Raw genomic sequence first — 20,869 nt, 5'->3', positions numbered from 1 at the left:
CAACATGGAGGGTATAGATTGGATTTAAGCAACGCACATGGCCTAGAAAGTGGAATTCTACTCGGCATCATAAATGAAAAATTGCGCTTGGAATGCCACAGTCTAGAAGAATTATCCAGCATGTATGAGCTTGATACACAAGGAGTTCAAGACAAGCTCAGTAGTTTGGGTTACCAGTATGACCCATTAACAAATCAATTTAAGTCATTTTAATCCCAACTAAATGACTCTGGCTCTGCTGTTTCGCAGTAGAGAAAAATGCTTGTAAATATTTTTTATCATGTTCGCTGTCTCTAACGGCAGCGAACAATCTTCGCCACAATCCTTTCCCTAACGGTTTACTCTCGATTAGTCCTTGTCGTGAAAACTCACTGATAGCCCAATTTGGTAGAGCTGCTACTCCTAAACCTGCTGATACCATTTGTACTAACATCAATGTGTTTTCGGCTTGTTTCCATTTTGCAGGTTCTACATGATTGGGTGATAAGAAATGCTTAACGACATCTAATCGCTGCTTTTGCACTGGATAAGTCAACATGGTTTGATCTAATAAATCTTTTGGTTCAATACTGTCTTTATTGGCGAGCGGGTGATTGGTTGCCATGACTAAACGCATCTCAAAATCAAATAATGGTTCATAATGCACTTCACTGCGTGGTTGAATATCAGAAGTGATCACCAAATCTAAATCGCCATTAACTAATGCAGGTAGTGGTTCAAAGCCAAAACCCGATGAAAAATCCAATTCCACTTCAGGCCAACTGATTTGATATTCTTTAATTGCTGGCATTAGCCATTGAAAACAAGAGTGGCATTCAATCGCCATATGTAATCGTCCATGGAGATCTTCTTTCAAACTGGCAATTTCATATTCCGCTTTTGCTAACTTAGGTAAAAGATCATCGGCGAGTTTTAATAGGATCTCGCCTTCAGAGGTGAACTTTACTGGACGTGTTTTTCGTAAAAATACGCTGCTGCCTAAACGAGTTTCAAAATCTTTAAGCTGATGTGATAACGCTGATTGAGTGAGATGAAGAGCGTTTGCTGTTGCGGTTAACGATCCTGTATCACGCAATGTGGTTAAGGTTTTTAGATGTTTTAATTCAATCATTACTGTTCCTCAAGTTCCGTTTGAGTAAGTTCAATTATCTTCACAGTAAAGTGAAAAGGCTACAAAGTAAACATCTAGACGGCTAAATAAAGTTAATCGATTTAAATAGAAATTTGTTTAGTTGAATATAATTCATAATCAAAGTGAAAGATTAGAAATTGTACAGTTAGAAAAAAAACGTCATTGTTTAGCCATCTAAACGGCTAAAGGAATTAGACAAATGACAACAGAATTGAAGACAAAAACCGTAACTCATATTTTAGGTTATCCACGAGTTGGTGCTCAGCGAGAATTAAAGTTTGCTCAGGAAAAATATTGGCGTGGCGAGATAGAGCAGAAAGAACTATTGGCCGTAGGCAGTGAATTACGCCAACGTCACTGGAAAGATCAATCCGCTTCAGGGCTGGATTTTGTGACTGCGGGTGATTTTGCTTGGTACGATCATGTATTAACCACAAGTTTACTCTTAGGGCATGTGCCAGCCCGTCATAGCAACGGTTTCCCTGATTTAGATACGTTATTTAAAGTAGGGCGTGGTCAATCTCAAAACAGCTGTGGCTGTGGTGAAGCCGCATCGGATATGACCAAGTGGTTTAATACCAATTATCACTACATCGTGCCGGAATTTTCTAAAAACGATAAATTCAATGTGAGTTGGTCACAACTTTTTGATGAGATTGCAGAGGCACAAAAGCAAGGACATAACGTTAAGCCTGTTTTATTAGGCCCACTTAGTTACCTTTGGTTAGGGAAAGAAGTGAATGATGAAGAGGTTGAACAAGGATTTGATCGTTTATCATTATTGCCTCGTCTATTGACCGCTTATCAAGCTATTTTTTCTAAACTTAGTGCGTTAGGGGTTGAATGGGTTCAAATTGATGAGCCAATTCTCGCATTAGAATTACCAAAAGCATGGGCGGACTCTTTTAAATTAGCTTATCAAGTGATTCAAAGTGATGTGAAATTACTTTTAACCACCTATTTTGACGGCGTAGAGCATCATTTAGATAAAATCACAAAACTTGCAGTAAATGGTTTACATATTGATGTTTCTGCGGCTCCTGACCAGTTAGATGCGATTGTGAGTGCGCTGCCAAAAGAGTGGGTATTATCCGTCGGTGCCGTTAATGGCCGTAATGTATGGCGTGCTGATTTAGAACGTTTGCATGAAAAACTGCAGCCAGTAAAAGATGCGTTGGGTGAGAAGTTATGGATTGCAAGTTCATGTTCATTATTGCATAGCCCCGTCGATTTAGATCAAGAGACGGAACTATCAAAAGAAACACTGCAATGGTTTGCGTTTGCTAAGCAAAAATTAAGAGAAGTGACGCTGTTAGCAGATGCGCTAGATGGCAATCAAAATGCGATTTTAGCTTGTCATCAATACAGTCAACCACTGCGTGAGCGTGAGAGTGCGGAGCACATTAATAAGCCAGCAGTACAGCAACGTTTAGCTGCTATTACGCCAGCGTTAGCCGAGCGTGCAGAAGCATATTCTGTTCGAGCACAGCATCAAGCTGAAAAGCTGGGCTTACCATTATTACCAACCACCACGATTGGCTCTTTTCCACAAACCTCAGATATTCGTCAGCAACGTAGTGCATATCGAACGGGTAAGTTGAATGAACAAGATTATGTTACCGCAATGAAAGGGCATATTGCTGATGCAGTAGAGCGTCAGGAGCGTTTGGATCTGGATGTGCTGGTACATGGTGAGGCTGAGCGTAATGACATGGTTGAATATTTCGCTGAGAATCTAAATGGATTTCAAGCAACACGATTTGGCTGGGTGCAAAGTTATGGTTCTCGTTGTGTAAAACCAGCAATCGTGGTGGCTGATATTGAGCGTGAAGCACCTATTACAGTGAGTTGGACGCAATACGCTCAATCGTTAACGACCAAACAAATGAAAGGAATGTTAACTGGCCCGGTAACTATTCTTGGTTGGACGTTCCCTCGTGAAGACATTACACGTAAAGAAATCGCACAGCAGTTAGCTTTGGTATTACGAGATGAGGTTTCTGATCTTCAGCAAGCGGGCATTAATATTATTCAAATTGATGAACCTGCGATTCGTGAAGGGTTGCCAATTAAGAAAAGCGATCAAAAAGCGTATTTAGATTGGGCAGTTGAAGCCTTTAAGATTTCAGCGGCCAGTGCTAAATCAGAAACACAAATTCATACTCACATGTGTTATAGCGAGTTCAATGAAATTATTGAATCAGTAGCGGCGTTAGATGCGGATGTGATTACGATTGAAACCTCTCGTTCAAATATGGAGTTATTGAAAGCGTTTGAAGACTTCAACTATCCAAATGAAATTGGACCGGGTGTGTATGATATTCACTCGCCCAATATTCCAAGCCAAGAGTGGATTGTTGACCTCATTGAAACCGCGGCAGCAAAAATACCAGTAGAGCGTTTGTGGGTTAATCCTGATTGTGGTCTGAAAACCCGAAACTGGAAAGAGACAGAAGCGGCGCTTGAAAACATGGTGAATGCGGCAAAAATATTGCGTAAGAAATGGCAATCAAACGCGGCTTAATTTGCAATAATATATTTTTAAGTAAGAGCGAAGCCAATCATAGGCTTCGCTTTTTATTTTGTGCTATCGAGTTGTGACCCACAGTGCGTGGATCATTCCAGGAATCCAGAATAAAAGCGTCAATATGATATTAATAAGAAGATCTTTTCCGACACCTTTGGCAAAGAAAACACCAAGTGGTGGCAGTAATACACATAAAATAATTAAAAACAGTTTGTTCATATATTATCCTTAATAAAATGAAGTTGAGATTTCACGTTAGTTTGTTATTACATTAATATCAATGTATTTGTTTGGTTATTAATATTATTCCCATTAATAACCCAAGCTATACTTTTTTATTTATGCAGAATTACGAGCAATTAACTCAGGGCTTAAAATTAAGCTTTGAGGTACGCTGTCTTTATCATTGATTTGATTAATTAAACGATGACCTGCTTGGCGACCAATATCCCGAATTGGAGAAGATACAAAGGTAAGTGATGGTTGAATTAGTTCAGCTTCAGGCACATCATCAAATCCAATAATCGCAACTTGTTGTCCAATGTAGTTATCTTTACCTACACTGCGATTCGCTCGGTTAACGCCATATACTGCACCAAAAGCTGTTGATGAATAGTGACAAAGTATAGCGGTAATTTTAGGGTTCTTATTCATCAATTGATTCACGGCTTCTGCTGATGCGGTTTGGCTTTTATCGCATTCAACAACCCATTCTGGTTTAAAAGGTAAACCAAACTGCATTAGGGTGCTGCAATAGCCACCTAAACGCTCAGCACGACTTAAAGAATCACTTTGTCCACCAACATAAGCAATTTGTCGATGGCCTTGTTTAATAAGGTATTCAGTAGCAATTTTAGCCGCTTGCATATTATCAGGACCAACGAAATCGATCTGTTGATTTATTTTAGCTCGAGCCACACAAACAATAGGAAGGCCTACGTTTTTAACTTTATCAAGGTTTGGGATCCCTGAATCACGAATAGGGCAGAAGATGATTCCACCAATATCTTGAGCAATCATGGTTGCTAAACATTGATCAAATTTTTCTTGGCTTGTGCCTGATTGAGCAAGAAAAAGCATATAACCTTTTTCTTCTAAGACTTCACTTATTCCTGCGGCAACTTCCGCATAATAAGGATCACTGATGTCGCGTAAGATTAGGCCGATTAAAGTCGACTTTTGTGAGCGTAGGTTAGAGGCTGTGCGGTTTTTTATATAACCCAAATCTTGTACGGCTTGATTCACTTTATCAATCGTATCAGAAGATATGCGTCCTTTTTCGCTTAGCACCATCGAAACCGTGGTTACAGAAACCCCTGCACGTTCAGCGACATCCTTTATATTTGCTTTTTTATTTATCATGATTCTTCTTTTAGTTGTCTTTGATAAAACGTTTCACCTAACAAAACCTTCTTTAGATTCCTCATTCTATAGCATTTATATATAAATTGAAAAATTATATCGATCGTGATCACAGGAAAAGTGGTAAAACGTTTTACCAAGTCTTTATCATGTGTATTGTGTCGATAAATACGAAAGCGTACTCAACAAATTTAAAGCTGTTGAATTACCTCCTGTTGTTTATTTGATTTATTTAATGGAGAAATCCTATGCAACAAAAAGCTAATAAAACTACTCTGTGGGAGTTCTTACAGAGTTTAGGTAAGACCTTTATGGTTCCTGTCGCTTTGCTCGCTTTTTCGGGTATTCTTCTTGGTATCGGGAGCTCTTTTTCTAGTGCAGCGTTAAAAGAAGCAATGCCTTTTTTTGATAACGTTATTCTTCAATATATTTTTATTTGGATGACAAAAATTGGTTTAGTGGCTTTTATCTACTTACCAGTGATGTTTGCGATTGCGATTCCAATGGGATTAGCCCGTGAAGAAAAAGGGGTTGCGGCATTTTCAGGTTTAGTTGGTTACGCCGCACTTAACCTTTCAATTAATTTCTATTTAACTGTGACAGGAGCTCTAGATAGTGAAGCTCTGCGTCAGTCATACGGCGTAACGTCTATTCTTGGTACCGAATCTATTGATACGGGCATTTTAGGTGCCGTTATCGTTGGTATTATTGTTGCGAAACTGCATACTCGTTTCTACACATTTAAAATGCCAGATGCGTTAGCTTTCTTTGGTGGCGCTCGTTTTGTTCCAATTATCTCTTCAATTACACTTGGCGTTGTTGGTCTGCTTGTTCCTTTTATTTGGCCTTATTTTGCAGCTGGCATTAACGGTATTGGTTATGCGATAGCAGGTGCAGGAGATTTCGGACCTTTCTTATTTGGTGCTGGTGAGCGTTTACTGCTTCCTATCGGTCTTCATCATATTCTGGTTGCGCTGATTCGATTCACAGAAGCGGGTGGCACGATGGAAGTGTGTGGTGACACGGTATCTGGTGCTCTTAATATTTTCTACTCAGAATTATCTTGTCCAGACACACAAGGTTTTACACCATCTGTGACTGCATTCCTATCTCAAGGCAAGATGCCAGCCTTCTTAGGTGGTCTTCCTGGTGCAGCCCTAGCTATGTATCACTGTTCTAAAGTTGAAAATCGAAGCAAAATTAAAGCGTTATTAATCTCTGGTGTTGTGGCTTGTATCGTTGGTGGTATTACTGAACCTCTTGAATTCTTATTCCTATTTGTTGCACCTGTTCTGTACTTTATTCATGCGATGCTAACTGGTTTAGGTTTCATGGTAATGGGGATGTTAGATGTCACTATTGGTAATACTGATGGCAACATCATCGATTTCTTAGTCTTTGGTGTACTTCAAGGTACTGCAACGAAATGGTACTTGGTTCCTGTTGTTGCTGGCGTTTGGTTTACTATTTACTACTTCGTATTTAAGTTTGCGATTCTTAAATTTAACTTGAAAACACCTGGACGTGAAACGAACGAAGTTCCTGTATCGGCTGAAGCTGAAACGATCCTAGCTACTGAAGGTGGTAAAGGGGCGTTAATCCTTGCGGCTCTTGGTGGTGCAGAAAACATTACTTCACTTGATAACTGTATTACACGTTTACGTTTAACCGTTGCTGATATGAGATTGGTAAATGATGCTGAGCTAAAGGCTTACGGTGCTCTTGGTGTTGTGAAGCTTGATGAACACAGTTTACAAGTGGTTATTGGTACTCAAGTTCATATGGTTAAAAATGAAATTCAATCATTAATGGCAACGCCAGCTTAGTATGATGCCAATCTAAATCAGTTGTTAATCTATGTTTAGGTTGGTTTTCATTGCGGAGTTTATTTAACTCCGCTTTTTCTTTTTCTTTTTGTTTCTATTTCTGGTTTGTTTTTTGGGAGTATTTATCTATGTTCAATTTCTCTGAACAAATTAATCGTAAAGGCAGTTACTGCACTCAATGGGACTATGTTGAGGACCGATTTGGGGAAGCGGATTTGCTTCCATTTACTATTTCGGATATGGATTTTGCAGCACCTCCTGCTGTGATTGAAGCCTTAAACTCTCGTATTAATCATCCGGTGTTTGGCTATAGTCGATGGAATCACAGTGATTTTAAAAATGCGGTTACCCATTGGTTTAAGAGCCGTTTTGATGCTGAATTTAATGATGAGCATCTAGTGTATGGGCCTTCCGTTATTTATATCGTCTCTCAATTAATACGTGAATGGAGTCAATCGAATCAAGGGGTGGTTATCCATACTCCTGCTTATGATGCTTTTGACAAAATGATTCTAGGGTTAGGGCGTACCATCGTCGCTAATAAGTTACAAGCTACAGACTCTGGTTATCAGATTAATTGGGAGCAATTTGAAACACAGTTAGCGGATCCAAATAATACGATTTTGCTTCTATGTAGCCCGCATAATCCAACGGGAAGGGTTTGGACATCTGCAGAATTAACTCGTATGGCTTCGTTGTGTCAAAAGCATAATGTGGCAGTAATTAGTGATGAGATCCACATGGATGTTTCATTTAAGCCTCATACGCCTTGGCAGGGTTTTGGTGCAGGGGAACGTTGGGCGTTAGTCAGTTCAGCATCAAAATCATTTAATATCCCTGCACTAAATGGAGCTTATGCATTTATTGCAGAAGAATCTGCACGAGATAACTACCTGTTTAATCTTAAGCAAGTGGATGGCTTATCATCACCATCGATCCTTGGTGTTATTGGTTTAATGGCGGCGTATCAAAAAGGAGCGCCTTGGTTAGACGAATTAAAAACCTATCTTTATGAAAATCATCATTATGTTGCACAAACCTTAGCAGAACAGTTACCGAGCGTTGGTTACCAAATTCCAGATGCAACTTATCTTGCTTGGATTGATCTCTCTTCGCTCTCTATTGATATGGATAAACTAAATCAGTGTCTTATTAAGAAACATAAGGTAGCGATAATGCAAGGGAGTACCTATGGTGAGGTTGGAAAATATTTTGTCCGTTTGAATTTAGGTTGTCCAAGAGAAAAAGTAGAAAAAGGACTGATGGCGCTGATTTCTGCGGTTAAAGAATTGACTGAATAAAAGTGATGCACCTCTTTATATTAGAGGTGCATATTCTTTGATGATTGCTTGTGCTACCTGACATTAAACGACTTTTTCTGAGAGTGCTGTTTGCATTGATGTGATTTTGACTTGAGCCAAGAGTAAGCCAGTAAGTACAGCACTTCCTCCAATTAAGTGATACCAAGTCGGAACTTTACCCAGAAAAATAAAGCTGACTATTACAGTAAATACAGGCACTAAATTCATAAATAACGTAGCTTGTGAAGCCCCAATCCTTTGTACGCCTTGCAGCCAACACCATGGTGCAATAACAGAAGCAAAAGCAGCAGCAAATAGAACCATAGGCAGCGCGGTATGACTGATCATATAAGAGTCACTTGTTAGTAATAAAGGTAACTGAAGTGCAGCTCCAATAACGATTTGGCAAAAAACGGAGGTCCAAGGTGCCAACGGTAGTTTCCATTTATTAAGCAAAACGGAATATAAAGCGTAAGCCAAACTTGAGATAAACATTAAGCCATCACCTTGTTTTATTCCATTTGATAATAAGTTCATTGGGTTTCCTTCACTTAGCATATAAATAAGCCCTGAAAACGAAATGATAGCGCCAATTAACGCTTGTTTTTTAAGTTTATTACCTAATAAAGGAACGGCTAGGAATAATCCAAATAAAGGCATCAGTGATAAAAAGACAGCGATGTTGGTTGCGCTTGTTGTATGAGCTGCGTAGTAAGCAAGGCATTGGTTTAGCACCATACCTAATGAAGCCAGTATGGTTAACTTTCCTAAGTGAGCTTTAATCTGTTGTCTTTGTTGCCATACCGGTTTTATACAAAAAGGCAGCAAGATAAATATAGCAAAAAACCAGCGATAGAATGCGATAGCACCAGGTTCGATTGCTTCGGTAGCGAGTTTACTTATCACGGCATTCGTCGCCCAGATAAATACGGCTGTAATAGGGAAGAAGATAGTCATAAAAACCTCTATCAGAAATAATTGATAGAATTGTCACATCAATAGCGAGCAGAGTTGTATGCCATTTAGGACACCTAACATAGCGAACATGACAGATAAAAAATTCCTGCCTCAATTAGATGAAAGTCTGCCAACGGATGTGTTTTTTCATTATTTTTTCCTTGAGGCAAAAACAGAAACGTTATCGCATTCACATCCTTGGGGTCAGTTACATTTGATTAAGCAAGGACGACTTGAAATGGAAGTAGATAAGCAAAAAATGTTTTGTCCTGCCAATTATGCTATTTGGACGCCAGCTCATTTATTGCATCGTGCGTTTAATCATAATGATGTTGAATATTGTGCGATTAATATTGAATTTGAATTGAGTCAGAAGCTACCTACGAGCGCTTGTATGTTTCCTTTAACGCCATTATTAAGGGCTATAGTTGATGATCTTGTCGCGCGTCAAACTACAGCAGTTCTTACGACAGAAGATAAATATTTAAGTCATGTTCTGATCGAGCGTTTATCAAGAACCAATCCAATAGAAAACTATCTTCCTTTTACGGATGATAAATTATTAGCGCCTATTTTAATGCAACTACAAGAAAATCCTGCTGATGATTCAAGTTTAGAAATATGGGCAAAGCGGGTGTTTAGTACTGAAAGAACCTTGGCAAGGCGCTTTCAAAAAGAGTTGAAAATGAGTTTTAATTATTGGCGCCAGAGGGCTAAATTAGCGAAGGCTATGGTTTTGTTAAAAGATGCTATATCAATTAATGAAATTGCATATCAATTAGGCTATAGCCAAGGTTCCTCTTTTATTAAGATGTTTCGTAAACATACGGGAGTAACTCCTGAACAGTTTAGAAAAGAGCAGCAGGGAAAATAGATAACTATAGAGTAATCACTCTTATTGATTTTTTAAAATCAGATAGTTAGATTATTTTTGTATGAATATATTAATGCTGTGATGGGAAATGCAGTGTGAAGTATTCATCTTCTATTTGAAATGCTATAGTCAATGTTAACGTAAATTTTGAATGAAGTTGAAAGGATGTCTGAGTCTTTATTATTCCATAGAACCTATGAGCATGAATCGAGCTCTAAGTGGGTAGTGTTTGTCCATGGTGCGGGTGGAAGCTCAACAACATGGTTTAAGCAAATCGCTGCTTTTAGAAAGAATTTTAATGTATTGCTCATTGATTTACGTGGTCATGGACGTTCGAACCATTTCTCTCAAATCAAAGAATTCATCAATAAACAGTATTCTTTTAAAGTGGTAAGTCAGGATATTTTAGATGTACTTGATCATCTTAATATTAAATCTGCGCACTTTGTTGGTATGTCTCTTGGTACGATTATTATTCGAAACTTGGCTGAATTAGCACAAGATCGTGTGAGCTCAATGGTATTAGCTGGAGCGATTACTCGTTTTAATTTTCGCTCTCAGTTTTTGATCAAAATGGGCGATATGACAAAGAATATCATGCCTTATATGTGGCTTTATAAGTTGTTTTCTTATGTGGTGATGCCACAAAAAAGCCAAAAAGAATCTCGACATGTGTTCACTCGTGAAGCTAAAAAATTGTGCCAAAAAGAGTTTAAGCGTTGGTTTAAATTAGCTGCTGATGTGAATCCGTTAATGCGTTACTTTAAAGATAAAGAATTAGCGATTCCAACACTTTACTTGATGGGGGCAAATGATTATTTGTTCATGAAACCAGTGGAAGAGATGGTGGCAGTTCATCAACACAGTCAGTTATTACAAATCCCTGAATGTGGGCATGTGTGTAATATTGATAGACCGAAAGAATTTAATAAATACGCAATAGAGTTTATTGCGGCTCAATAACCATGAATTAAAAATAAAACGGCGATCATCATGATCGCCGTTTTTTATTTCAGCCGTTAAAGAATAACGGTTTTATTGCCATAAACAAAAACGTGATCGTTTAATACTTTTGTTAGCGCTTTACTCAATACTGATTTTTCTACATCACGACCAGCCATTGCCATGTCTTCAGCACTAAAGTTGTGATCCACAGGGATAACATCTTGTTTAATGATTGGGCCTTCATCTAAATCATTCGTCACAAAGTGTGCGGTGGCACCAATGATTTTTACACCGCGGTCATAAGCTTGCTGATAAGGTTTTGCACCAATGAAAGCCGGTAAGAAACTGTGATGGATGTTAATGATTTTTTTAGGGAATTGAGCAACAAAATTTGGCGTTAACACACGCATATATTTTGCTAATACAACGTATTCTGGTTCATAAGAGTTAATCACTTCAAGCATTTTCTCTTCATGCTCTTCGCGTGATAGCCCTTCATGAGATACATGATGAAAAGGGATATCGAACTTTTCAATGAGCCCACCTAAGACATCGTGATTCCCCACAACAGCAGCAATATCGATATTCATCGCGCCAGAATAGGCCTTTATAAGAATATCACCAATACAGTGTGCCTCTTTAGTGACGAGAATAACCACTTTTTTTCGTGGTTCAGTCACCAATTTACGATGACTTCCTGATGGGAGTGCCTCATCAATATCTGCTAGGAAAGTGACATCATTAAAAATGCCCTCTAGCTCAGTTCTCATAAAAAACTGACCTGTTACGTTATCAACGTATTCATTGTTATGAACAATGTTTAGCTGATGTTTGTAACAAATGTTGGTTATTTTTGCTATTAGCCCACGAGAATCAGGGCAATCCGTTAATAGTATTTTCTTTTCCATTTTATCTCTCGTGCTTACATAGTGTAATTATTAATTTTATTCACCTTATTCTTTTACCGATAAAAGAAGGGAGCGTAAAGGAGTTTTTACCATATCAAATCAAAACACTAAGTGAATTTAGTATTATTAGGTGGAGTAAATTAGCTTCGATTCAGTACAAACTTCCCGTTTAGTTTCTTCTGGTTTCTTGGCATAATCTCTTTTTCTTTTTTATTCACGATGGATATCGGTTGATATGATTGCCAAGATTTTTTCGTCATCAGGTGCATTAGGTAAAGCCATTCCCGGCTTTCAACCTCGTCAACCCCAGTTGGATATGGCTCATGCTGTTCATGATGCAATTAAAAATGGTACTCAATTAGTCGTTGAAGCAGGAACGGGGACGGGGAAAACGTTCGCTTATCTTGCGCCTGCTCTGGTTAGTGGTAAAAAAACCATCATTAGTACTGGGTCAAAAAACCTTCAAGAACAACTTTTCCATCGTGATTTGCCATTAATGGTGTCATCTCTTGGTTTTTATGGCCAGGTGGCTTTGTTAAAGGGTCGTTCAAATTATTTATGTCCTGAACGGTTGAATCGTCAATTAATTGAAAGCCATACCCCTCAAGCGGACCCGGAATTACTGACGCAATTAGTTAAAGTAAGAACTTGGTCTTCTGAAACCAAAACGGGAGATTTAGGTGACTGTGAAGCTATTGCTGAAGATAGTCCAATCATTCCTTCTATCACATCAACTAACGATAATTGTTTAGGTAAAGAGTGCCCAAGCTTTGAAGAGTGCTTTGTTGTTAAGGCGCGTAAAAAAGCCCTTGATGCGGATGTTGTGGTTGTTAACCATCACTTATTTCTTGCTGATTTGGCGATTAAAGAAACGGGATTTGGTGAATTGATCCCCGAGGCGGATATTTTTATTTTTGATGAGGCCCATCAGTTACCTGATATTGCGAGTCAATATTTTGGGCAAAGTTTATCAAGTCGCCAATTAACGGAATTAGCAAAAGACATTGAAATAGGTTATCGCACTGAAGCAAGAGATATGCGTCAATTACAAAAAGTGGCAGAACGCTTAGCTGGTTCCGCAATGGATTTACGTATTATTTTAGGGGATACCAGCTTTAGAGGTAATTGGCGAGAGGCAATAAAATCACAAGCGGTTCAACGAGAAATTTTGCGCATCAATGATGCCTTTGAACTTGCTTATGATGTATTAAAACTAGCTTTAGGTCGCAGTCAATTGTTGGATGCAGCTTTTGAACGATGCACGTTATTGAAAAATCGTTTAGAGCGTGTATGTGATACTACAATAAGTGGCTATTCATATTGGTATGAATGTACCCCAAGACATTTTAGTTTACATATAACGCCACTGTCGGTTGCTGATAAGTTCAAAGAGCAAGTGGCAGAAAAAGAGGGCGCGTGGATTTTTACATCGGCAACGTTAGCGGTTAATGATGATTTCTCACACTTTACGCAACGTTTAGGGTTAGAGCCGACAAAACAGTTCTCACTACCAAGCCCATTCGATTATCAATCACAGGCTCTATTATGCGTACCACGATTTTTACCTGAGCCAAATAGCTATGGTGTTGCTCCTAAGTTGGTTGAATTATTGGAACCGGTTATTAAGCAAAACCAAGGTCGCTGTTTCTTTTTATGTACATCACATCAAATGATGAGAGACTTAGCTGAACTCTTTAGGCAAATACTTGATTTACCAGTATTAGTTCAAGGTGAAACCACTAAGCAAAAGTTACTTACAGAGTTTATGGAACTGGGTAATGCATTGTTGGTTGCAACTGGAGCTTTCTGGGAAGGTATTGATGTTAGAGGTGATGCCTTAAGCTGTGTTATCATTGATAAATTACCTTTTACGGCACCGGACGATCCGCTATTAAAAGCGCGTATTGAAGATTGTCAATTAAGCGGTGGGGATGCCTTTTCTCAAGTGCAGATCCCTGATGCGGTGATAACCTTAAAACAGGGTGTTGGGCGTCTTATTCGAGATACCAAAGATAAAGGGGTATTGGTGATTTGTGACAATCGCTTAGTGACTCGTCCTTATGGTTCGACTTTTTTACAAAGTTTGCCACCAATACCAAGAACACGAGATTTGAAAAAAGTGTCTGAATTTTTAGCACAAACGAATCAGACAGAAATAGAACAAGTAGAACAAAAAGCCATTTTAGAAAATTGAGGCATTAATGAGCGCAAAAATTTTAGCGGTTGATACCGCCACTGAAAACTGTTCAGTCGCACTAATTGTTGACGGAAAAGTCTATTCTCGACGTGCAGTGGCACCGCGTGAACACACCATTAAAATTCTTCCTTTTGTGGATGAAGTATTAAAAGAAGCGGGTGTGCGCTTACAAGATTTAGATGCATTAGCATTTGGCCAAGGACCTGGTAGTTTTACTGGTGTACGTATTGGTATTGGTATTGCTCAAGGTTTAGCGTTTGGTGCCGATTTACCTATGGTAGGCATTTCAACATTAGAAGCAATGGCACAAGCGGGTTACCGATTACACGGAGCTACTCAAGTTGCAGCTTCAATTGATGCGCGCATGGGTGAAGTGTACTTTGGTATGTACCAACGTAATCAAGATGGTACTTGGACTTATGACGTAGCTGAAACTGTGTCTGCACCAGAGGCGTTATCAACGTATTTACCGGAACAATCAGGTGAATGGTTAATGGTTGGTACAGGTTGGGATGCTTATACAGAAGCATTGGCAACATTGCCTTTAGAGCGTAAAGCCTCTGATGTGCTTTACCCTGATGCTGAAGATATGGCATTACTTGCACAGCAAAAATTCGAACAAGGCTTGGCGCTTCCTGCAGAAGAATCAAGTCCTGTTTATGTTCGTGATACGGTGACGTGGAAAAAATTACCGGGACGCGAATAGTTTTTAATATCCAAGCGAGGAGTGAAAACCTCGCTTAGTTGTTTATTCAAAAGGTCATTATGGTATCGATTCAAGGGTTGCCGCCTGCGCTGATACAAAAACAGCAAGCAGTAGGAAAAAAGAGCCAAGTTAAAAAGGCGACTGGAAGTAAATCTCTAGTTGCGCAGCCATCAAAAGTGGCGACTGCTGTAACGACACAAGTTAAACAACTGAATGCATCTGAATATGCGAACTCTCGTGTTCAATATGACTTACCTGAAGGGCGTAATCGTCACGCAATGGAAGAATATATGGAAGTCATGCTTCAAAAGCGAAGAGAGGAACTTGCTCAATTAGTCGGTGTCGATCTCTATATATAACGCTAGCCCATACCTTTATGTAACTCAGATCTTATGTTAATTGGTATGACTTCAATCGTGAGAGGTTCAATATGAAACAAGTTATTTATTTTCTTTCTGTATTATTACTTGTAGGGTGTAGCTCTCTTCCTCAAGAACTTAAATCAACTCAAGCAACGACTCTGGTTGAATATAATGCTTTCTCTGATGCTGCAAATGCTGGGGAAAAAGCGGAAGTACGATTAGGTGGTGTGATTGCTCGCCTTGATAACTTGTCGGATCAAACTCGAATTGAAATTGTAAACCTTCCAATTTCTTCTGTTGGAAAGCCAGATATTTCCGAAGAACCTAATGGTCGTTTTGTTGTGTATGTAAATGGATTTATTGATCCTGTTACTTACGCTAAAGGGCGATTAATTACGGTGATTGGTCAGGCTGATGGTATTGAGCAGGCCAACGTAGGTGAATTTGTTTATCCTTTTCCTGTAATTCAAGCATCGGCTATTCATCTATGGCAAATACAAGAGTATGTAGTGACTAATGATTTGAATATGAGCTATATGCCATGCGCTGGTGCTCGTTGTTTTCATCAAAGAAGTCACCTTGAAACCCGTCGTGGCAAAGTGGTACAGGAAGTGAAGTAAACGCTGATGTCATTGTTTCATGAAAGATCACTGCCTCTTTACCATGGTGAAATAGCTTTACTTGAAGTTAAACCTGAACAGGTCGATCAAACGATTCTGTTTTTACATGGTTGGCAAGATAATGCGGCGACGTTTCTTACCACAATGGAATCGTACGCAAAGACGAATCCAACCCACCATTTGATTGCGTTTGACTGGTTTGGGCATGGATTGTCCTCTCATAAAGGTGGGGATAATTTTTATCACTTTTTTGATTATATTGATGATCTTCACCAAGTTATCCTACATTTAAATCAACAATCCGTTATTTTGGTTGGACATTCTTTAGGTGGCTTAATTGCTAGTGCTTATTGTGCTGCTTTCCCAGAGAAAGTATCAGCTCTAATGATGATAGAAGCACTAGGCCCTTTGAGTGAAGATGAAGACCAAATAACAGATAGATTGCGTCAAGGGATATTGAGTCGTCAGCGTTACCGAAATAAACCGCAGAGAACGTTAAAAGATGCTCAATCGGCTTTAGAATTAAGAGCTAAAGTTAATCAGTTACCTCAATCTCTTATTGAGCCGATGGTTTTACGTTCATTAAGAGTAGAATCTGAATATGTTCAATGGACCACAGATGCGAAAGTAAAGTGTGATTCTTTATATCGAATGTCGGAAACTCACGCTTTAGCATTGTTGGATAAAATTGAATGCCCAGTGTTTGCAGTAGTTGGGCAGAATGGCTATGGTCATTTAAAACAGAAAGAACACAGATATAAATTTATTGCGGATTTTACCTGTTATCACATTAAAGGTGGTCACCATTGTCATTTGGAAAACCCAAATTTAATAAGTGAGCACTTAACCACATTAATTAACACTATTACTACATAAATACTTCACATCTTTAAAAAAAGCCCTCATTCTTGTTTAAAAAAACATCGAATGAATAATTGTGAATAAAAATAGTTGACTAAAATTGTAGAGTAAATAGTCTACACCACAAAAGTGATAGTGATCACTGTCATAGAGTTATTGTCGTACTAGCAATAAGTCACATATAAGAATAGGAGAAAAGCGTGGATAAAGTTTGGCTTTCACGTTACCCAAAAGACGTACCAGCAGAAATTAACCCAGATGAATACACCTCATTAGTGGATATGTTTGAAAAATCGGTTCACAAGTATGCCGATCAACCAGCATTCATTAATATGGGTTCAGTAATGACATTCCGTAAGCTAGAAGAGCGTAGCCGTGCTTTTGCAGCTTACTTACAAAATGAACTGAAGCTTAAAAAAGGTGATCGTGTTGCGTTAATGATGCCAAACTTACTGCAATACCCAATTGCATTATTTGGTGTACTTCGTGCAGGTATGGTTGCGGTGAACGTTAACCCACTTTACACACCACGTGAATTAGAGCATCAACTGAATGATTCAGGCGCTGCTGCTATTGTTATCGTTTCAAACTTCGCTAGCACCCTAGAAGAAGTGGTTGATAACACTCCTGTTAAACACGTTATTTTAACGAATTTAGGTGAGCAACTTCCTCGTGCAAAAGGCACCATCGTTAACTTCGTTGTTAAGTACGTGAAGAAGATGGTACCAAAATACGATCTTCCACATGCTACATCTATGCGTAATGCACTGCGTAAAGGTCGTAGAATGCAGTACATTAAGCCATTTATTGAAAGTGAAGACTTAGCCTTCCTACAATACACTGGCGGTACTACAGGCGTTGCAAAAGGCGCAATGCTAACTCACCGCAATATGATCGCAAACGTAATGCAAGCAAAAGGCGCTTATGGCCCTGTATTGACAGAAGGCCGTGAACTGATTGTTACTGCACTTCCTCTTTACCATGTATTTGCGTTAACGGTTAACTGTTTACTGTTTATTGAAATGGGTGGCCGTAACCTGCTTATCACTAACCCTCGTGATATCCCAGGTTTCATTAAAGAGCTTCAAAAATACCCATTTACGGCGATTACTGGCGTAAATACGCTGTTTAACGCATTAGTAAATAATGAAGATTTCCATGAGTTAGATTTTAGTAATTTACGTCTGGCTGTTGGTGGTGGTATGGCTGTGCAACGTGCTGTTGCAGAAAAATGGCAGCAACATACAGGTTGTTACTTATTAGAAGGCTACGGTTTAACTGAGTGTTCACCACTGGTAGCGGCATACCCACATGATTTAACGTCATACAATGGTTCAATTGGTTTACCTGTCCCATCAACAGAAGTTCGTATGATTGATGATGAAGGTAACGTACTAACTAACGATCAAGTTGGTGAGCTTCAAGTGCGTGGACCACAAGTAATGAAAGGTTACTGGAACCGTGCAGAAGCAACAAAAGATATGATTTGTGAAGACGGTTGGGTGAGTACGGGTGATATCGTTAAATTTGACGATGAAGGCTTCTTACATATCGTTGATCGTAAAAAAGACATGATTTTAGTATCTGGCTTTAACGTTTATCCAAATGAAATTGAAGATGTTGTAGCGCTTCATGGCAAAGTACTAGAAGTGGCGGCTGTTGGTAAACCGCATCCAACGTCAGGTGAAGTGGTTCGTATTTGTGTAGTTAAGCGCGATCCTAGCCTGACTAAAGATGAGTTAGTTGCACACTGTCGTAAACACCTTACAGGTTACAAAATTCCTCGTATTGTTGAGTTCAGAGATGATCTGCCAAAAACAAACGTAGGTAAGATTTTGCGTCGTGAACTGCGTGATGAATATAAAGCAGAAGAAAACGCATAATTTAGGTACAATATAAAAATACGATAATGCCAGCCTAATCGCTGGCATTATTTTTATTTATAGAGACAAGATAGCTTAGTTTTACTGAGATTAAGCTATCTTGCCTTGGCATCTATTAAGGAAATACTGTGGAATTTGAAATTGTTACCCAGAGTCAGCGTTTAGCTGAGATCTGTCAGCAGGCAAGCACTAAACCATTTTTAATGTTGGATACCGAGTTTGTAAGAACACGAACGTTATATGCACGTTTAGGTTTAATCCAAATGTTTGATGGTGAGACATTAGCGCTTGTTGATCCGGTTGAGATTGATGATTTAACGCCTCTTTGGGATTTATTGAAAAACGAATCAGTGACAAAAGTACTTCATGCATGTGGTGAAGATTTAGAGGTATTCCAACATTACGCTGGTTGTATGCCAACGCCGATGATTGATACACAAATCATGGCGGCATTTTTAGGTTATGGACTTTCTACGGGATTCGCTAAGCTAGTTTCTGACTATTTAGGTATTGAATTAGATAAAGGCGAAGCAAGAACGGATTGGATGGCACGTCCATTATCCGATAAGCAACTTCACTATGCAGCGGCAGATGTGCATTATTTATTGCCATTATTTGAAAAGCTTCAAGCTGAGTTATCTCAAACTCAATGGGAAGATGCAGCTTATCAGGAATCAACACTTGCAGTTAAAAAACGTGAAAAGCAACCTGATGCAGAGAAGGCCTATTTAGATATTAAAAATGCGTGGCAGCTTAATCCTAAACAGTTAGCTATTTTAAAAATGGCTGCAAAGTGGCGTTTAGAAGAAGCAAGAAAGCGTGATTTAGCGGTTAACTTTGTTGTAAAAGAGCTGAGCCTTTGGAAACTGGCTCGCTTTGGACTTCGTAGTAAAGAGCAAATGCTTAAAGAAGAGTTTGATCCAAGAGAAGTCCAACGTCATGGTGGTAAATTATTACGTTTTACTTATTTAGCCGATGATTTAAATCCAAACGAATACCCAGAGCAAGTAACACGATTAATGGATTACCCTGGCTATAAGCAAATCTTTAAATTATTAAAAGATGAAGTGAAAATCGCTTCGGATAAGTCAGGTTTAATGCCTGAGTTTTTAGCATCGAAAAAACAGCTAAATCAATTATTATCTTGGAAATGGAAAAAGAACGCAGCACCAGAATTAAAACCTGATGTATTAAAAGGTTGGCGTGGTGAACTATTAGAAGCGCGTTTTATGTCTGTGATAGAGAAATAACAGTCTAAAAATAAAAAAGGTGACTCAGAGTCACCTTTTTAATGCGCGCTTAAAACTGTATTTTCAGTTTAATGATCGTCTTCGTCAGGAAGAGTGACATTCAATTCTAAAACAGATAAATCTTCTTCTTTTTGCTCTAAAGAAACAGTGACCATATCAGGATTTACTTCAACATATTTGCTGATCACTTTAAGAATATCTTCTTTAAGTTGAGGCAAGTACGATGGTGCAGGGCCGCCATTTCGACGTTCTGCAACAATAATCTGTAGCCTTTCCTTAGCTATGTTAGCAGTGGCTTTTTTCTGTGGTCTAAAAAACTCAAGCAATGCCATGCTTAACCTCCAAATAGTCGTTTAAAGATGCCTTTTTTCTCTTCTTCTAAGAAACGGAATGATACTTCTTTACCTAACAAGCGATCGACAGCATCTTGATATGCTGCACCGGCGTTAGACTCTTCATCAAAAATTACTGGAACACCTTTGTTTGATGCATTTAGTACTGATTGACTCTCTGGAATCACACCTAAAAGTGGAATGTTTAAAATTTCTTCAACATCACCCACACTTAACATCTCGCCTTGGTTCACTCGAGCAGGGCAGTAGCGTGTTAGTAGTAGATGTTGTTTTACAGGCTCTAATGAGTCTTCAGCTCGGCGTGATTTAGAATCTAAAATGCCAAGGATACGGTCAGAGTCACGAACTGAAGAAACTTCAGGGTTCGTGGTAATAATCGCTTCATCTGCAAAGTACAGTGCCATTAAAGCACCCGCTTCGATACCCGCTGGAGAATCACAAATAATGAAATCAAAGTTCATTTCGATCAGTTCATCAAGAACGCGACGAACACCATCTTTGGTTAATGCATCTTTATCACGAGTTTGAGAAGCAGGTAGGATAAATAGATTACCTACACGCTTATCTTTAATTAACGCTTGGTTTAGCGTTGCCTCGCCGTTAATCACGTTTACAAAATCGTAAACAACACGACGCTCACAACCCATAATTAGGTCAAGGTTACGTAAACCAATATCAAAATCGATTACCGCAGTTTTTTTGCCAGCCAATGCAAGACCCGATGCAATTGCAGAGCTAGAAGTAGTCTTACCTACGCCACCTTTGCCTGAAGTCACAACGACAATACGTGCCATTTTTATTATTC

At 38.9% G+C, this 20,869-nt stretch carries 20 protein-coding genes; 13 read left to right on the top strand and 7 right to left on the bottom strand.

Features of this window, described 5'->3' with window-relative positions; translation table 11 throughout:
• The first annotated feature begins 18 nt into the window (after positions 1 to 18).
• Positions 19 to 213 (top strand): DUF4250 domain-containing protein, encoded by a 195-nt coding sequence (locus tag HC728_RS04740; RefSeq protein WP_005420090.1) that lies wholly within the window; start codon positions 19 to 21, stop codon positions 211 to 213.
• Here HC728_RS04740 and HC728_RS04735 read toward each other — a convergent pair.
• On the bottom strand, positions 200 to 1,111 hold the full coding sequence (locus HC728_RS04735; RefSeq protein ID WP_017020106.1) for a LysR substrate-binding domain-containing protein: 912 nt from the start codon (positions 1,109 to 1,111) through the stop codon (positions 200 to 202). The genes HC728_RS04740 and HC728_RS04735 overlap by 14 nt on opposite strands.
• Positions 1,112 to 1,331: 220 nt before the next feature.
• Between HC728_RS04735 and metE the strand changes: the two genes are divergently transcribed.
• On the top strand, positions 1,332 to 3,656 hold the full coding sequence (gene metE / locus HC728_RS04730; RefSeq protein ID WP_065598255.1) for a 5-methyltetrahydropteroyltriglutamate--homocysteine S-methyltransferase: 2,325 nt from the start codon (positions 1,332 to 1,334) through the stop codon (positions 3,654 to 3,656).
• Between the two features lie 63 nt (positions 3,657 to 3,719).
• Here the strand turns inward: metE and HC728_RS04725 are convergent, their stop codons facing one another.
• Positions 3,720 to 3,878, bottom strand: a complete 159-nt coding sequence (locus HC728_RS04725; RefSeq protein WP_190395169.1) for a YqaE/Pmp3 family membrane protein — start codon at positions 3,876 to 3,878, stop codon at positions 3,720 to 3,722.
• A gap of 120 nt (positions 3,879 to 3,998) precedes the next feature.
• On the bottom strand, positions 3,999 to 5,021 hold the full coding sequence (locus HC728_RS04720; protein ID WP_017020108.1) for a Mal regulon transcriptional regulator MalI: 1,023 nt from the start codon (positions 5,019 to 5,021) through the stop codon (positions 3,999 to 4,001).
• A 248-nt stretch (positions 5,022 to 5,269) separates the two neighbouring features.
• Here HC728_RS04720 and malX point away from each other — a divergent pair, with 248 nt between their 5' ends.
• Positions 5,270 to 6,847, top strand: coding sequence for a maltose/glucose-specific PTS transporter subunit IIBC (gene malX / locus HC728_RS04715; protein ID WP_005420079.1), 1,578 nt, complete (start codon positions 5,270 to 5,272; stop codon positions 6,845 to 6,847).
• A 128-nt stretch (positions 6,848 to 6,975) separates the two neighbouring features.
• Positions 6,976 to 8,148 (top strand): MalY/PatB family protein, encoded by a 1,173-nt coding sequence (locus tag HC728_RS04710; RefSeq protein WP_065598259.1) that lies wholly within the window; start codon positions 6,976 to 6,978, stop codon positions 8,146 to 8,148.
• Positions 8,149 to 8,211: 63 nt separating this feature from the next.
• Here HC728_RS04710 and HC728_RS04705 read toward each other — a convergent pair whose 3' ends face one another.
• A complete protein-coding gene (locus HC728_RS04705; protein ID WP_065598262.1) occupies positions 8,212 to 9,105 on the bottom strand; it encodes a DMT family transporter in 894 nt (297 codons plus the stop codon).
• An 88-nt stretch (positions 9,106 to 9,193) separates the two neighbouring features.
• Here HC728_RS04705 and HC728_RS04700 point away from each other — a divergent pair, with 88 nt between their 5' ends.
• Both HC728_RS04700 and HC728_RS04695 read left to right on the top strand, forming a co-directional pair.
• Positions 9,194 to 9,979 carry a helix-turn-helix domain-containing protein gene (locus tag HC728_RS04700; protein WP_238933789.1) on the top strand — a complete coding sequence of 262 codons (786 nt, stop codon included), beginning with the start codon at positions 9,194 to 9,196 and terminating at the stop codon, positions 9,977 to 9,979.
• 165 nt (positions 9,980 to 10,144) lie between these two features.
• Positions 10,145 to 10,942: an alpha/beta fold hydrolase gene (locus HC728_RS04695; protein ID WP_005420070.1), complete on the top strand. Its 798-nt coding sequence runs from the start codon at positions 10,145 to 10,147 to the stop codon at positions 10,940 to 10,942.
• Positions 10,943 to 10,998: 56 nt separating this feature from the next.
• On the opposite strand, the gene purU is transcribed toward HC728_RS04695, so the two are convergent.
• Complete coding sequence (gene purU / locus HC728_RS04690; RefSeq protein ID WP_017020112.1) at positions 10,999 to 11,832, bottom strand: formyltetrahydrofolate deformylase; 834 nt, start codon at positions 11,830 to 11,832, stop codon at positions 10,999 to 11,001.
• A gap of 235 nt (positions 11,833 to 12,067) precedes the next feature.
• Here purU and HC728_RS04685 point away from each other — a divergent pair, with 235 nt between their 5' ends.
• The 7 genes from HC728_RS04685 (at position 12,068) to rnd (ending at position 19,711) form a co-directional block, all read left to right on the top strand.
• Positions 12,068 to 14,026, top strand: a complete 1,959-nt coding sequence (locus HC728_RS04685) for an ATP-dependent DNA helicase (protein ID WP_190395167.1) — start codon at positions 12,068 to 12,070, stop codon at positions 14,024 to 14,026.
• Between the two features lie 7 nt (positions 14,027 to 14,033).
• Positions 14,034 to 14,735 carry a tRNA (adenosine(37)-N6)-threonylcarbamoyltransferase complex dimerization subunit type 1 TsaB gene (gene tsaB, locus HC728_RS04680; protein ID WP_017020114.1) on the top strand — a complete coding sequence of 234 codons (702 nt, stop codon included), beginning with the start codon at positions 14,034 to 14,036 and terminating at the stop codon, positions 14,733 to 14,735.
• Between the two features lie 59 nt (positions 14,736 to 14,794).
• Positions 14,795 to 15,094, top strand: a complete 300-nt coding sequence (locus HC728_RS04675; RefSeq protein ID WP_011262262.1) for a hypothetical protein — start codon at positions 14,795 to 14,797, stop codon at positions 15,092 to 15,094.
• 71 nt (positions 15,095 to 15,165) lie between these two features.
• A complete protein-coding gene (locus HC728_RS04670; RefSeq protein ID WP_190395166.1) occupies positions 15,166 to 15,717 on the top strand; it encodes a Slp family lipoprotein in 552 nt (183 codons plus the stop codon).
• A 6-nt stretch (positions 15,718 to 15,723) separates the two neighbouring features.
• Complete coding sequence (locus tag HC728_RS04665; protein ID WP_012533198.1) at positions 15,724 to 16,593, top strand: alpha/beta fold hydrolase; 870 nt, start codon at positions 15,724 to 15,726, stop codon at positions 16,591 to 16,593.
• 185 nt (positions 16,594 to 16,778) lie between these two features.
• The gene (gene fadD / locus HC728_RS04660; protein ID WP_005420056.1) at positions 16,779 to 18,461 is read left to right on the top strand and encodes a long-chain-fatty-acid--CoA ligase FadD; all 1,683 of its coding nucleotides are present in this window, start codon (positions 16,779 to 16,781) and stop codon (positions 18,459 to 18,461) included.
• 128 nt (positions 18,462 to 18,589) lie between these two features.
• On the top strand, positions 18,590 to 19,711 hold the full coding sequence (gene rnd / locus HC728_RS04655) for a ribonuclease D (RefSeq protein WP_005420054.1): 1,122 nt from the start codon (positions 18,590 to 18,592) through the stop codon (positions 19,709 to 19,711).
• Between the two features lie 68 nt (positions 19,712 to 19,779).
• Here rnd and minE read toward each other — a convergent pair whose 3' ends face one another.
• Together minE and minD are read right to left on the bottom strand one after the other, a co-directional pair.
• Positions 19,780 to 20,043: a cell division topological specificity factor MinE gene (minE, locus tag HC728_RS04650; RefSeq protein WP_005420052.1), complete on the bottom strand. Its 264-nt coding sequence runs from the start codon at positions 20,041 to 20,043 to the stop codon at positions 19,780 to 19,782.
• A gap of 2 nt (positions 20,044 to 20,045) precedes the next feature.
• A complete protein-coding gene (gene minD / locus HC728_RS04645) occupies positions 20,046 to 20,858 on the bottom strand; it encodes a septum site-determining protein MinD (protein ID WP_005420047.1) in 813 nt (270 codons plus the stop codon).
• Between the last annotated feature and the right edge of the window lie 11 nt (positions 20,859 to 20,869).

This window comes from Aliivibrio sp. S10_S31 (assembly GCF_014694495.1).
GTDB classification, from domain to species: domain Bacteria; phylum Pseudomonadota; class Gammaproteobacteria; order Enterobacterales; family Vibrionaceae; genus Aliivibrio; species Aliivibrio fischeri.
The sequence above is the reverse complement of the archived record's forward strand: the minus strand, read 5'-3'. Positions and strand labels throughout refer to the sequence as shown.

Coding starts and splice junctions, on each gene's coding strand:
- minD (WP_005420047.1), bottom strand. CDS start 20,858: ATGGCACGTATTGTCGTTGTGACTTCAGGCAAAGGTGGCGTAGGTAAG.
- malX (WP_005420079.1), top strand. CDS start 5,270: ATGCAACAAAAAGCTAATAAAACTACTCTGTGGGAGTTCTTACAGAGT.
- HC728_RS04670 (WP_190395166.1), top strand. CDS start 15,166: ATGAAACAAGTTATTTATTTTCTTTCTGTATTATTACTTGTAGGGTGT.
- tsaB (WP_017020114.1), top strand. CDS start 14,034: ATGAGCGCAAAAATTTTAGCGGTTGATACCGCCACTGAAAACTGTTCA.
- HC728_RS04725 (WP_190395169.1), bottom strand. CDS start 3,878: ATGAACAAACTGTTTTTAATTATTTTATGTGTATTACTGCCACCACTT.
- HC728_RS04720 (WP_017020108.1), bottom strand. CDS start 5,021: ATGATAAATAAAAAAGCAAATATAAAGGATGTCGCTGAACGTGCAGGG.
- HC728_RS04705 (WP_065598262.1), bottom strand. CDS start 9,105: ATGACTATCTTCTTCCCTATTACAGCCGTATTTATCTGGGCGACGAAT.
- HC728_RS04710 (WP_065598259.1), top strand. CDS start 6,976: ATGTTCAATTTCTCTGAACAAATTAATCGTAAAGGCAGTTACTGCACT.
- HC728_RS04665 (WP_012533198.1), top strand. CDS start 15,724: ATGTCATTGTTTCATGAAAGATCACTGCCTCTTTACCATGGTGAAATA.
- purU (WP_017020112.1), bottom strand. CDS start 11,832: ATGGAAAAGAAAATACTATTAACGGATTGCCCTGATTCTCGTGGGCTA.
- HC728_RS04735 (WP_017020106.1), bottom strand. CDS start 1,111: ATGATTGAATTAAAACATCTAAAAACCTTAACCACATTGCGTGATACA.
- metE (WP_065598255.1), top strand. CDS start 1,332: ATGACAACAGAATTGAAGACAAAAACCGTAACTCATATTTTAGGTTAT.
- HC728_RS04695 (WP_005420070.1), top strand. CDS start 10,145: ATGTCTGAGTCTTTATTATTCCATAGAACCTATGAGCATGAATCGAGC.
- HC728_RS04700 (WP_238933789.1), top strand. CDS start 9,194: ATGACAGATAAAAAATTCCTGCCTCAATTAGATGAAAGTCTGCCAACG.
- minE (WP_005420052.1), bottom strand. CDS start 20,043: ATGGCATTGCTTGAGTTTTTTAGACCACAGAAAAAAGCCACTGCTAAC.
- HC728_RS04675 (WP_011262262.1), top strand. CDS start 14,795: ATGGTATCGATTCAAGGGTTGCCGCCTGCGCTGATACAAAAACAGCAA.
- HC728_RS04685 (WP_190395167.1), top strand. CDS start 12,068: ATGATTGCCAAGATTTTTTCGTCATCAGGTGCATTAGGTAAAGCCATT.